Here is a 12,506-nt window from a genome sequence, read left to right on the forward strand (position 1 = left end):
CTGCAAGGAATGGCGCCGTCCTTTCCGGACGGCGGGGCGCGGATGGCGGGCGCGAGCGGCGCTCCCCGCGCCGATGACGGTTCAAGGAACGCGACACATGCTCGAAATCAAAAACCTGCACGCCCGCATCGGCGGCAACGCGATCATCAAGGGGCTCGACCTCACCGTTCCAGCCGGCGAGGTGCACGCCATCATGGGGCCGAACGGGTCCGGCAAATCCACCTTGTCCTACGTGCTCACCGGCAAGGCGGACTATGAGGTGACGGAGGGGAGCGTGACCTTCGGCGGCCAGGACCTGCTGGCGCTGTCCGCGGACCAGCGGGCGGCGGCGGGTGTGTTCCTGGCCTTCCAGTATCCGGTGGAGGTGCCGGGGGTGGCCAACATGACCTTCCTGCGCGCCGCCCTCAATGCCCAGCGCCGCACCCGCGGCGAGCCGGAAATCTCCACCCCGGACTTCCTGCGGCTGGTGAAGGAGAAGGCGCCGCCGCTCGGTATCTCCCAGGACATGCTGCGGCGCGGCGTCAACGTCGGCTTCTCCGGCGGCGAGAAGAAGCGCAACGAGATCCTGCAGATGGCGCTGCTCGCGCCGAAGCTGTGCATTCTGGACGAAGCCGATTCCGGCCTCGACATCGACGCCCTGAAAGTGGTGGCGGAGGGGGTGAACGCCCTGCGCGGGCCCGACCGCTCGATGCTGGTCATCACCCATTACCAGCGCCTGCTTGATTATATCGTGCCGGATGTGATCCATGTGATGCACAAGGGCCGCATCGTCCGCTCTGGCGGCAAGGAACTGGCGCTGGAGCTGGAAGAGACCGGCTATGCCGCCTATGGCGCGGACGCGGCGTGAGGGCGGCCCCATGAACGCCGATCCTCGCCCCCTCCGCACCGCCGCCGAGCAAGCCTTCGCGGACATGCTGGCGCTTTCGCCGGCCGCCGAACCCGGCCGGGTCGGCGAGTTGCGCCGCGCCGCCACCGCCGCCTTCCTGGACCAGGGCCTGCCCAGCCGGCGGGTGGAAGACTGGCATTATACCGACCTGCGCGCCACGTTGCGCGCCGTGCCCGCGCGCGCGCGGGGGGCGGGGGCGGGTGCCGAGGCGAGCGCCTTTCCCGATGCCGCGCGTATCGTCCTGCGCGACGGGCAGGTCGCAGAGCGGCCGGCGGACTGGCCGGCGGGCGTCAGCCTGGTGCCCCTGGCCGAGGCGCTGGCGGCGGGCCATCCGCTGCTGGAGCGGCTCGGCGCGGCCGCCCCGGCCCGCTATGACGCGGCGCTGGCGCTGAACACGGCCCTGCTGGGCGACGGCGTGGTGCTGCACGTGGCGGCGGGCGCTGTCGTGGAGCGGCCGGTCCAGGTGGCGCAGGTGTTCGGGGCCGGGGCCGCCGCTTCCGTCTTCACCCGCCTGCTGGTGGTGGTGGAGGAGGGGGCGAGCCTGCGGCTCATCGAGAGCTTCGAGGGGCCGGCCGGCGTCGGTTATCTGGACGACGCGGTCGTCGAGCTGTTCGTGGGCGACGGCGCGCGGGTGGACCACGTGCGCCTGCAGGCCGAGGGCGATGCGGCGACCCATCTCGGCACGGTGGTGGCCGAGCTTGGCCGCCACGCGTGTTACGACCTGTTCGTGCTCACCCTCGGCGCCGCCCTGTCGCGGCTCACGCTCCATGGGCGCTTCGGTGGCCCGGACAGCCACATGGGGGTGCGCGGCGCCAGCCTGCTTTCCGGCAAGCGCCATGGCGACGTGACCTTGTTCGTCGATCATGCTGTGGCCCGCTGCGAAAGCCGGGAATTGTTCAAGACCGTGCTGGCCGATGCGGCGCGCGGCGTGTTCCAGGGCAAGATCATCGTGCGGCCCGACGCCCAGAAGACCGACGGGCGCATGATGAGCCAGGCGCTGCTGCTGTCCGACGACGCGGAGATGGACAATAAGCCCGAGCTCGAGATCTTCGCCGACGATGTGCAGTGCGGGCATGGCGCCACGGCCGGCGCGCTCGACGATAAGGTCTTGTTCTACCTCATGTCACGCGGCCTGCCGCGCCAGGAGGCGGAGATGCTGCTGATCCAGGCATTCGCCGGCGAGGCGGTGGAGCATGTGGCCGATCCGGCGGTGCGCGAGGTGCTTGTCGCGCGCATGGCGGATTGGCTCGCGGCCCGCGCCGGGTGAGGCGCGGCCCGCATGGAGGGTGGGGAGGGCGCGTCCGCGCGCCCGCTGCTGTCCGGCGAGGTGCGTCCGTGGGGCGCAAGGCAGGCGCCGCGCGAGGCCGTTGCATACAGGTGCGTTTGGGCTGATATGGAGAGTGGCGTTCGGCGGGCTGCCTGTTCTCCCCTCCCTCCAGGGGAGGCGGGCGGCGCCGGCCGGAGCCCGGTGCCTGACTCCCAAGGCCGTGGTGCCCGAGGCCGTTACACCAAAGTTCGACATCTGGTCCCACATTTGGAAATCCGCCACAGGGAAACCCGCCATTTCGGCGCCCGGCCCACGGCACAGGAAGTGTTCGCATGACCCAGACCAAGGCTCACGAGACCGATCGTCTGCCGGAAATCCACGCTGGTCTTCCGCAGGACGAGCTGACGCGCCTCACCGAGGGCATCGTGGATGCGCTGAAGACGGTGTTCGATCCGGAGATCCCGGTGGACATCTATGAGCTGGGCCTCATCTACAAGGTGGACATTGCCGACGACCGCTCGGTGGCGGTCGAGATGACGCTGACCACCCCCAATTGCCCGGCCGCCGCCGAGCTGCCGGGCATGGTGGAAAACGCGGTCTCGGCCGTGCCGGGAATCAGCGGCGTGAAGGTGGAGATCACCTTCGATCCGCCGTGGGACCAGGGGCGGATGTCGGAAGAGGCGCGGACCACCTTGAACCTGTGGTGAAATCCTTGCCATGGACCGGCCGCCACCGCTTTCCCGCGTGCTCGAAACCGGCCTGTATGTGGACGACCTGACGCGGGCGCGGAGCTTTTACGAAGGGGTGCTGGGGCTGTGCCCCATGCGCGCCGATACGCGCTTCGTGGCCTATCCGGTGGGCGAGACGGTGCTGCTGCTGTTCCGGCGCGGTGCGGCGGATGCGTCCACGGCGCTGCCGTTCGGCGGCGTCATTCCGGGCCATGACGCATCCGGGCGCGCGCATTTCGCCTTTGCCGTGGCCGATGTGGAGCCATGGCGGCGGCATCTGGCGGCCCAGGGGGTCGCCGTCGCCGGCGAGGTGCGCTGGCCGAAGGGCGGCGTGAGCCTTTATTTTCGCGATCCCGACGGCAACCTGGCGGAAATCGCCAGCCCCGGCCTGTGGGACAATTACTGAGGCCAGGGCCCATCGCGCGCGGCGCCCGCAAAGGCCGGGTCGTGTTTTGACGGCGGCTGGGCGGCCTGCAAGCGGACCTGGACCAGGGCGGGTCCTCCTTCTCACCCGGCCGCCTTCGCCCTGCGCCCGCGAGGCGGATCGGCGTTTGCGCGACGCGGGTCCGTCACGGCGAAAGGCGGGGGACGAACGGCGGAAGGCAACGGGCCGGCCCCGGCCGAGAGCGGGCACCCTCCGGGCCACGACGCCCCGGGTCCGCCGCGCGCGGCGGACCCGGGGCCGTCCGGGAGGTTCGCTGATCTCAGGCCGGGCTCGTCTCCAGGACCACCTGCTTGGTGGCGAAGCGGGTCTCGATGTCGTGCACCTGCAATGGCCGGCTGAACAGGAAGCCCTGGCCCAGGTCGCAATTGCGGTCGCGCAGGAAGCTGTATTGCTCCTGGGTCTCGATGCCCTCGGCGACCACGGCCATGCCCAGGGCCTTGGCCACGGCGATGATGGCCACCGTGATCTCGCCGTCCGCCACCGAGCGGGGCAGGTCGCGCACGAAGCTGCGGTCGATCTTGAGCTTGGAGATGGGAAAGCGCTTCAGGTAGCCGAGCGAGGAATAGCCGGTGCCAAAATCGTCCAGAGCGATGCGCACCCCCATCTGCGCGAGGGTCTGGCACTTCTGCTCGGCGGCGGCGCGGGCCTCGAACAGCATGCCCTCGGTAATCTCCACCTCCAGGCGCTCGGGCGGCAGGCCGGTGAGGCGCAGCACCTCGCTGATCCGGTCGCACACCGCCTCGCGGCTGAACTGGCGCGGCGAGAGATTGACGCTGACATAATCGCAGATGATGCCGGCGGCGATCCATTTCGTCATCTGCCGGCAGGCTTCCTCCAGCACCCAGTCACCCAGCGGCACGATGAGGCCGGTTTCCTCGGCGAACGGGATGAAGCGATCGGGCGGCACCAGCCCCCGCGTGGGGTGGCGCCAGCGCACCAGCGCCTCCACGCCATGGATATGGCCGGTGGCGAGGTTGACGCACGGCTGGTAGTGCAGCTCGAATTCCTGCCGTGCCAGGGCCCGGCGCAGCTCCGCTTCCATCTCGATGCGGGCCTTGGCGCTCTGGGTCAGCTCCTGGGTGTAGAAGCTGTAGGTGCCGCGGCCATTGTTCTTGGCCTCGAACAGGGCCGAGTTGGCATGCTGCACCAGCTTCTGGGCGGTGTCGGCGTCCTCCGGGCAGAGGCTGATGCCGACGCTCGCGCCCACATAGACCTCCTGCCCGTCGGGAAACACGTAGGGCGCGGCCAGGGCGGCGATGATGGAGGTGGCGGTGGAGGCGGCGTCCTCCGGCCCCTTCAGGTCTTCCAGGATGACGAGGAACTCGTCGGCGCCGTAGCGGCCGAGGGTGGCGTTGGCGGTGAGGACGCCATGCATGCGGGCGGCCGACATCTGGAGCATCTGATCGCCTGCCACGTGGCCGTAGCTCTCGTTCACGGTCTTGAAGCGGTCGAGGTCGACGCACAGCACCGCGCAGTGGTTGCCCACGCGGTTGACAGCATGCTCCAGCAGCGAGGCCAGCAGGGTTCGGTTGGGCAGGTCGGTGAGAAGGTCGTAATGGGCGATGTGGTCGAGCTCGAATTCCGAGCGCTTGATGGCGGTGATGTCGTGGAAGGCGCCGATGAAGGCCTGCGGCGCGCCGGCGGCGTCATAGACGGTGCTGATGACGAGCTGCTGCAGGAAGACCTCGCCGTTCTTGCGGCGGTTCCAGATCTCTCCCTGCCAGCTGCCGTTGTCCCGGATGGCGTGCCACATCTGCTGGTAAAAATAGGCATCGTGGCGCCCGGAGCGCATGACATGCATGTTCTTGCCCAGCACCTCGGCTTCCTGGTAGCCGGTGATGCGGGTAAAGGACGGGTTGACCGCCGATATGGAGCCGACGAGATCGGTTACCACCAGGCCTTCGTGGGAGCTGACGAACACCGCCGCCGCCAGGCGCAGGTGCCGTTCGGTGCGCTTGTGCTCGGTCACGTCGGCGAGCATGCCCACCACACGGACCACCGTTCCGTCCGGGTTTCGCCGCGCGTAGCCGCGCAGGTGGAAGTCGTGATAGCTGCCGTCGCCGTGGCGGATGCGGGCGTCCACCTCGAACAGGTCGTTGCCGTCGCGCAGCCCGCGCCAGGCGTTGCGGAACGTGGGGCGGTCGTCGCCATGGAGCAGCTCGCACCAGAGCCGGGTCAGGTCGATGCCGTCGTCGGCGGGCAGGCCGAGCAGCGCGTAGCAGCGGGGCGAGAGATACAGGCCGGGGCCGGTGCGACGCCAGTCCCAGACCCCCTCCTCGGTGCTGCTCACCGCAAGCTCGAACCGCTCACGGCTCTCGCTCAGCGCCGTTTCCTGGGCGCGTCGCTCCGACATGTCCTGGACGATGGTGATGAAATAGCTCGGGGCGCCGCTGGAATCGCGGGCCAGCGACGTGGTGCACGCCAGCCAGAGCACAGCGCCGTCCTTGCGGACGTGCCGTTTCTCGGTGCGGGTGTTGGAGACCCTGCCACTGAGGAGGGACTGTTGCAGGTCGCAGTCGTCGGCCATGTCGTCGGGGTGGCGGACCGTGCCGTAGGGCCGGCCCTCCAGCTCCGCGCTGGTGTATCCGAGCAGGGTGCACAGGGTCTGGTTGACGCGTAGGAAGCTGTCGTCGAGGCTCACATAGGCGATGCCCACGGCCGCCTGCTCGAAGGTCGCGCGGAAGCGGATCTCAGCCTGGCTGAGCGCCCGGGCCTGATCGGCGATGCGGGCGCTGGCGCGGCGCTTGGCGGATTCGGTGACGGCGAAGCCGACGGCGAAGGCCAGCAGGAGCGACAGCCCCGCCACCGCCGTGGAAAGGCCGGCGACCACCCGGGAGTCGCGCAGCACCTCGTCGAGATCAATCTTCGCCACCAGGTCGGCGGGGGTGCCGTCGAGGTGCCGGCGGAACGCGAGCACGGCGCGGCCGTGATGATCGAGCCCCACGCCCGGACGGCCATTGTCGTGGGTGGCCGCGAAATCGTAGCTGCCCGGATCGATGCTCTGCGTGAGCGGCGGCGCGGAGGCGGAGCGCTGCGGCGAGGTGATGATCCACCGCCCGCCCGCCTCGGGACGCATGAAGAAGACGTCGGCGGTTCGGGAGCCGCGCACGGCGTCCAGCAGGATCGGGTAAAGAAACTGCGTGGCGTCGGTCTCGCTGAGCAGCAGGCCGAGCAGCGGGCCGGCCTCGTCGCCGGGATCGATGATCGGAGCGAGAACGCCGCTGCGGGTGACGCCGTCGCCGGCATCCCAGATCGGCATGAAGCTGGCGCGCCGGGTCTCGATCACCCGCAGCACCGCCGAGCCCAGGTCCGGCGGGGCGGTGCCGCCGAGCGTCGTGGTGAGGACGCGCTGGCCCTCGCGGTCGAACACTTGCAGCGCGGCGAAGTCGAAAGTGGTCGCGGCGCCCTGCAGCAGGGCGCGGACCTGTTCCGCTTCCCGCTCGTCGCCATTGGCCACGTAGGCACGCAGGGCCCGGGACAGGGCCGGGAATGCCGCGATGGTGCCGGTGGCGGCGGTGCGTAGCGCCCGCTGGCGCGCCAGGTTCCGGCTCTGGACCTCGCTGAGGCTGGCGAGATAGCGGCGATTGTCGTCCAGCAGGCGCTGCGACGTGCTGTGATAAGTGTAAGCGATGCCGGCGATGACGGCGACGCCCAGGGCCAGCGCCGCCACGGCTGCATGCAGGAGCCGCGGTGTGAGCGTGCCCGCGCGGAGGCCCGGCGTGCTGGTGCGCTCAAGCGCCAGCAGCAGCAGGGGCGCGGTGAAGACGATGAACAGGATGTTGCGGTAAGGCGCGATGGCGGCGGCGGTGTCGGCACCGGCCACGCGAGCGATGATCGCGTCGGGGAGGAGCAGCCAGAGGCCTGCCGCGATCGCATAGGCGAGCGTCAGGCGAAGGGTGTGACTGCGTAGGGGCATTCGTTCGAACTCTTGAGCCAGGGCGGGCAGGTGTCGGTCGGGGGCGCCGGATCAGGGACGCGGGCGGCTGTGCGGGGCGCCCGCTTCCCCGGCGCGCGCGCGACGCCTTGTCTGCGCCGGGATCGCCCACCATCTAGATAAGGACGCGCGCCCCAGTCCTTGGGACGCCGGAGGGAGTGAGTTCATGAGCGATGTTTCTCCGCCGCGCGAGGCCAAACGTTCACGTCCACCGGTTCTCCGCATTAGCGACGCCGCCGCCGCGCGTCTGAAGGAGGTTCTGGCCGCTGCCGAGCAACCGCACGCGGCGGTGCGTGTCGGCGTCGCCAACGGCGGCTGCGCCGGGATGTCCTACACCATGGAATATATCAATGATATTGGTTCCTTGGATACCGTCGTCGAAGAGAAGGGCGTTCGGGTGGTGATCGACCCGAAGGCGCTGCTCTTTCTTTTGGGAACGGAGATGGACTTCAGGGAGGATAAGTTGTCTGCACAATTTGTCTTCGATAATCCGAATCAGGTTTCGTCTTGTGGTTGTGGCGAATCGGTTTCGCTTGTGCCTGCGGATGCCTCGACCTATGCGCAATCCTGAAGCGTGCGGCCGGACGAGCGCGCGGGAGGGAGTGGGCTCGACGGAAGCCGAAATTGCCGCTAACTGAAGCGCGGTCACGGCGGACGTGGCGAAATCGGTAGACGCAGCAGACTTCAATTGGAGTGCCCGCGGAGAAATCCGTGGTGCAGAACCGCTCAAAGTCGGGGAACGCTAAAGGGCGCAAGCCTCAGGCCAATCCCGAGCCAAGCCCCATGCGCAGGCCAGCCTTTCGCAGGGGGAAGGTGTAGAGACTGGACGGGCGGCGCCTAAAGCTCAGGCCAGGGCGAAGGGACAGTCCAGACCACGAACGCCGGGCGAATCGCGGCGGCCCGGGTCCTTCGCGGGCCCGCGCCCCTGGCGATCCGGTGGCGGCGAAAGCCGAAGTGGTACGAAAATCTGCCTCTCAATGAGAGTACGGGTTCGAGTCCCGTCGTCCGCACCACATCCGCTATACCTCATCCGCGACACCGGACGCGGCACCGAGCGATCTGCTCCCGGCGGCGCCGGTCGAGGGGGCGCCGGGAAGCCACGGGCGTCCGGCCGCCCCGCGCAGGGCGTGGGGCGGTTTTTCGCGGATCCCTGTTCAGCGCTCTATCATCCGGGGTCCCTCGCCGTGGCGCCGAGGGCGCCACGCCTCGCCTGTCGGGCCGCGCGGGCCCGAGGCCAGCGGGTTGCGCAATACCCGAGGGTCAGCGCACCTGCTGGGCGCGGGCCACGTGGTCGCGCAGTTCCTGAAGCGATGCGAAGCGCACCACGCCATCGGACAGCTCGGCCTGAATCGAGCCGTCCGAGTAGAGCGTATAGGCCATTCCGCCCACGATTCCCGACTTCAGGATCCGCGGCTCCTCCGGAGCCGGCGGCGTCTCGGGCGCGGCTGGCGGGTTCTGTGCCTCCACCGGTCGGGGCGCGCGCGGCGGCGGCTCATAGCCGGTGCGCTGGCGCGGCGGGACCGGCGCGTGTTCCACGTCCGGCACCGCCGGACCTTCGCCGCGCCGCTCGAGTCGCTCGCGCCGCGCCGCGAGCATGGGGTCGTTCACGAGCGGCGGCTGGGGCGCGCGGGGCGGCTCGCCGGCGGGCGGCGCGGAGTCGGGGGCGGCTTCCCGGGGCGGGGGGAGGTCCTCGGCGGCCGGGCGCGGGCCGCGCGGTTCGGGTCGCAGCGCTTCGGGCTTGGCGGCGCCGGCCCTGGGCGAGTCCGGCTTTCCGGCTTCCGGCTTCGCGGTCTCGCCCGCGGTCTTTCCAGCCGTGAAGGCTTCGGGCGCGGTGGCCTCGGCCGGGCGCTCGGTGGCGGCATCGGGCCGGCCGGCCTCCGGCTTGGCAGCCGGCGGCTTGGACACCTGGGGCTTGGGCGCCTGCGGCTTAAGCGTTTGAGACGTGGGCGCTTGAGAGGCAGGCCCTTGGGGCGCGGCGATCGGGGCGGGGCCGGCCGGGGGCGTGGAGAACTCCGGCTGTGCCGGGCGCCCAGGACGGGACGGTGTGTCCGCGCCAGCCTCGGTCGCGTCGGGCGCCGTGTCCGCACCGGCGGTGCCGTCCGGGGCGTCGGCGGCGGGCCAGTCCTCGGAGCGGCCGCGCGCGATGGCCACTTCGATGCGCTGCGACAGGCGCTCCATCTGGCGCAGCACCAAGCCCATGGCGGTGATGACGAACCCGCCCGAGGCCGCCACCGCGCCGGTGGTGATGAGGGTGTTGCCGAAGGTGGAGATGAAGATGGAAACGCCGAGCGCGATGACCGCCAGTCCGGTCAGTGCGATCAGTATGCCGATAACGACCAGAAGCCCCCACATCCCACCACCCCACTTCGCTGTGCCGGCCTTGCGCTGCCTTGATTTTACAGCGGCCTAGCGCCCTTTTGAACCATTTACCTGGATATGATGCCAGGATGGCACGACACCCATAAAATTGGCGAGATCAAGGTTGTTAGATGCCTGACCCCGCCCTATCTAGGTCGCAGCTCGGTCGCTCCGCATTTCCCGGCCCAAGCCCTGGCCTACGCCCAGGCGCCGACCGGACCTGCGATCTGGCGCCGAGCCCGTGCCGGATCGTTTGCGGAGATGTTTCATGTCCTTTACGCTGCCCGAACTGCCGTATTCCTATGACTCGCTCGCCCCGTACCAGTCGCGCGAAACCCTGGAGTACCATCACGACAAGCACCATCTCGCTTATGTCAACAATGGCAACAATCTCCTAAAGGGAACTGAATTTGAAGGAAAATCCCTCGAGGAGATCGTGAAGGGCTCATTCGGGAAGAATGCGCCCCTCTTCAACAATGCCGCGCAGCACTATAACCACCTGCATTTCTGGAACTGGCAGAAGCCCAACGGTGGCGGCGCCATCCCCGGCGAGCTTGAGAAGAAGATCATCGAGGACCTCGGCTCGGTCGAGAAGTTCAAGGAAGCCTTCATCGCCGCCGGCGTCGGCCAGTTCGGGTCCGGCTGGGCGTGGCTCTCCCTCAAGGACGGCAAGCTGGAGGTCACCAAGACCCCCAATGGCGAGAACCCGCTGGTTCACGGCGCCACCCCCATCCTCGGCGTCGACGTGTGGGAGCACTCCTACTACATCGACTACCGCAACCGTCGCCCCGACTATCTGAAGGCCTTCGTCGACCACCTGGTCAACTGGGACTACGTGGCCGAGCTCTACAGCAAGGCTGTGTGATCCGTCGACATGCCGTTGCGGAACACTTCGGCCCGGAGGCCGGAGTGTTCCCTCTCGCCGCGGGGGCCGCTGGTGAGCGTCCATTGTGCAGGCCGGCCTTGGGGTCGGCTATTTTTTTGCCAGCTTACGTTTCGTTGCACGAATATCCTTTGCTCTCTTGGGAATATGGCCCACGGGTTAATTGTAAAATGCCTTAATTATGGCCGCGCCCGGCATAATCTTGTTGCAGTTCCAGGCTAGCCATCCTTATCTGCGAGTGCCTTCGCGAGCTTGGCCATGGATGATGCCCCTTGGAGCCCGTCTCCCAGGATCACGCCCCGGGTCGACTGGCGGATGGACGCTCCCTTCAGGTGTCTCGTTTGGGGTCCTCCGTTGATGTGGGTGTTGCCTTTTGGCCGGCGGCCGGGTGCGATCGCCGATGCCTGCTCTCTCGCCCTGCTGGCGCTGCTCGCGGCCATCGCCGCGCTGACCTTTTCCGACTACGGGCTCGGGTGGGACGACTTCACCCATTCCCAGTACGGCGACCTGCTGTACAAATACTATGCATCTGGTCTGACCCAGCGTAAGGTCTTCTCTTTCGTCAACCTGTATTATTATGGGGGCGGGTTCGATCTTCTCGCCGACGCGCTGTCGAAAGTGCTGCCGGTGGATGTGTTCGACATCCGCCGCTTCCTCGGCGCCGTGGTGGGCATGGCCGGGTTCGTTCTGGTGTGGCGGATCTCCCGCCGGCTGGCCGGCCCGGTGGCCGGCTTCGCCGCCATCGCGCTGCTGGCGATCTGCCCGCTCTACTACGGCCACATGTTCATGAACGCCAAGGACGCCCCGTTCGCGGTGGCGGTGGCGGGGCTGATCTATGCCACGGTGCGGGCGTTCGATGAATTCCCCAATCCCACCCCGCGCACGGTGACCCTGTTCGGCCTGTTCCTCGGCCTGGCGGTGGGCACCCGGGTCGTGGGCATCATGACCGGCATCTACATCCTCACGGCGCTGGCCTTCCTGTTCGTTGTCACCTGGCGACAGGACGGCCTGAAGGCGAGCGCAAGCCGTGCCGGGCGGTTCGTGCTGCTGCTCGCGCTCAGCCTGCCGCTGGCCTATCTGGTGCTCGGCCTGGTGTGGCCGTGGGGCGTGGCCGACCCGGCCAATCCCTTCTATGCGCTGAAGTATTATTCCAAGTTCTGGGAAGTGCCCTGGCGCGAGATGTTCGAGGGGCGGCCGATCCTGGTGCCGGACATGCCGCGCTCCTACGTGCCGACCCTGTTCTCGGTGCAGATGCCGGAACTGTTCCTGGGGCTGACCCTGGCGGGCGCCGCCGGCGCGCTGGTGGCGGTGGTCGCCGGGCGGGACACCCCGGCGCGGCGCGCACGGCTCATCGTGGTGGTGATGGCCGCAATGTTCCCCATCCTGCTGGTGGTGACCACCCGTCCGGTGGTTTACAACGGCATTCGGCACTTCGTGTTCATCTCGCCGTCGCTGGCCATCCTCGGCAGCCTCGCGGCGGCATGGCTGTGGGAAAAGGCGGGCGCCCTGGCGCAGGCCAACCGCGCGAAGCTGGCGCGCGGCGCCCTCGCGGCGGTGTTCGCGGTGGGCATTCTGGCCCCGGCGGGGAGCTTCTATCAGCTTCATCCGTATGAATATACCTACTACAATGCGTTCGTCGGCGGCATCAAGGGCGCCGAGAAGATGTTCATGCTCGATTACTGGGGCTTGGCCTTCAAGCAGGCAGCCGAAGAGCTGGACGAATATGTGGAAGGCCACCGCCACAGCCTGCCGCAGGGGCGCAAGCTGAAGGTGGCTGTGTGTGGGCCGCGGTTTGCGGCGGCGGCAGAGCTGGGGCCGCGCTACGAGACCACCTACGACAGCCAGACCGCCGACTTCTATCTGGCCCTGGGTGAGTTCTATTGCGCCGATGTGAAGGCGCCGGTGCTGGTCAAGATCGAGCGCGACGGCGTCACTTATGCCCGGGTGTTCGATGTGCGCGGGCGCCCCTTCCCGAGCGTGTTCGCCGCCGGGCAGTGATGTGACC

At 68.5% G+C, this 12,506-nt stretch carries 9 protein-coding genes; 7 read left to right on the forward strand and 2 right to left on the reverse strand.

Features of this window, described 5'->3' with window-relative positions; all coding sequences use genetic code 11:
• The first annotated feature begins 97 nt into the window (after positions 1–97).
• The 4 genes from sufC (at position 98) to V5F53_RS00400 (ending at position 3,287) form a co-directional block, all read left to right on the forward strand.
• A complete protein-coding gene (gene sufC, locus V5F53_RS00385; RefSeq protein WP_393995805.1) occupies positions 98–847 on the forward strand; it encodes a Fe-S cluster assembly ATPase SufC in 750 nt (249 codons plus the stop codon).
• A gap of 10 nt (positions 848–857) precedes the next feature.
• Positions 858–2,153, forward strand: a complete 1,296-nt coding sequence (gene sufD, locus V5F53_RS00390) for a Fe-S cluster assembly protein SufD (protein WP_393995806.1) — start codon at positions 858–860, stop codon at positions 2,151–2,153.
• A 332-nt stretch (positions 2,154–2,485) separates the two neighbouring features.
• Entirely contained in the window at positions 2,486–2,860 is a 375-nt protein-coding gene (locus tag V5F53_RS00395) for an SUF system Fe-S cluster assembly protein (protein WP_393995807.1), read from the forward strand.
• 10 nt (positions 2,861–2,870) lie between these two features.
• A complete protein-coding gene (locus V5F53_RS00400; RefSeq protein ID WP_393995808.1) occupies positions 2,871–3,287 on the forward strand; it encodes a VOC family protein in 417 nt (138 codons plus the stop codon).
• 298 nt (positions 3,288–3,585) lie between these two features.
• Here V5F53_RS00400 and V5F53_RS00405 read toward each other — a convergent pair whose 3' ends face one another.
• Entirely contained in the window at positions 3,586–7,242 is a 3,657-nt protein-coding gene (locus V5F53_RS00405; protein ID WP_393995809.1) for a sensor domain-containing protein, read from the reverse strand.
• A gap of 184 nt (positions 7,243–7,426) precedes the next feature.
• On the opposite strand from V5F53_RS00405, the gene V5F53_RS00410 reads away from it, so the two are divergent.
• Positions 7,427–7,831: a HesB/IscA family protein gene (locus V5F53_RS00410; RefSeq protein WP_393995810.1), complete on the forward strand. Its 405-nt coding sequence runs from the start codon at positions 7,427–7,429 to the stop codon at positions 7,829–7,831.
• Between the two features lie 689 nt (positions 7,832–8,520).
• Here V5F53_RS00410 and V5F53_RS00415 read toward each other — a convergent pair.
• The gene (locus tag V5F53_RS00415; protein WP_393995811.1) at positions 8,521–9,612 is read right to left on the reverse strand and encodes a hypothetical protein; all 1,092 of its coding nucleotides are present in this window, start codon (positions 9,610–9,612) and stop codon (positions 8,521–8,523) included.
• Positions 9,613–9,886: 274 nt separating this feature from the next.
• Here V5F53_RS00415 and V5F53_RS00420 point away from each other — a divergent pair, with 274 nt between their 5' ends.
• Entirely contained in the window at positions 9,887–10,483 is a 597-nt protein-coding gene (locus V5F53_RS00420; RefSeq protein WP_393995812.1) for a superoxide dismutase, read from the forward strand.
• A gap of 375 nt (positions 10,484–10,858) precedes the next feature.
• Positions 10,859–12,499: a glycosyltransferase family 39 protein gene (locus tag V5F53_RS00425; protein ID WP_393995813.1), complete on the forward strand. Its 1,641-nt coding sequence runs from the start codon at positions 10,859–10,861 to the stop codon at positions 12,497–12,499.
• Positions 12,500–12,506 lie beyond the last annotated feature (7 nt).

Source organism: Xanthobacter cornucopiae (assembly GCF_043195065.2).
GTDB lineage: Bacteria > Pseudomonadota > Alphaproteobacteria > Rhizobiales > Xanthobacteraceae > Xanthobacter.

Excerpts from the sequence above, each read along its gene's own strand:
- V5F53_RS00410 (WP_393995810.1), top strand. The coding sequence starts at position 7,427 with ATGAGCGATGTTTCTCCGCCGCGCGAGGCCAAACGTTCACGTCCACCG.
- V5F53_RS00405 (WP_393995809.1), bottom strand. The coding sequence starts at position 7,242 with ATGCCCCTACGCAGTCACACCCTTCGCCTGACGCTCGCCTATGCGATC.
- sufC (WP_393995805.1), top strand. The coding sequence starts at position 98 with ATGCTCGAAATCAAAAACCTGCACGCCCGCATCGGCGGCAACGCGATC.
- V5F53_RS00425 (WP_393995813.1), top strand. The coding sequence starts at position 10,859 with ATGTGGGTGTTGCCTTTTGGCCGGCGGCCGGGTGCGATCGCCGATGCC.
- V5F53_RS00395 (WP_393995807.1), top strand. The coding sequence starts at position 2,486 with ATGACCCAGACCAAGGCTCACGAGACCGATCGTCTGCCGGAAATCCAC.
- V5F53_RS00400 (WP_393995808.1), top strand. The coding sequence starts at position 2,871 with ATGGACCGGCCGCCACCGCTTTCCCGCGTGCTCGAAACCGGCCTGTAT.
- sufD (WP_393995806.1), top strand. The coding sequence starts at position 858 with ATGAACGCCGATCCTCGCCCCCTCCGCACCGCCGCCGAGCAAGCCTTC.
- V5F53_RS00415 (WP_393995811.1), bottom strand. The coding sequence starts at position 9,612 with ATGTGGGGGCTTCTGGTCGTTATCGGCATACTGATCGCACTGACCGGA.
- V5F53_RS00420 (WP_393995812.1), top strand. The coding sequence starts at position 9,887 with ATGTCCTTTACGCTGCCCGAACTGCCGTATTCCTATGACTCGCTCGCC.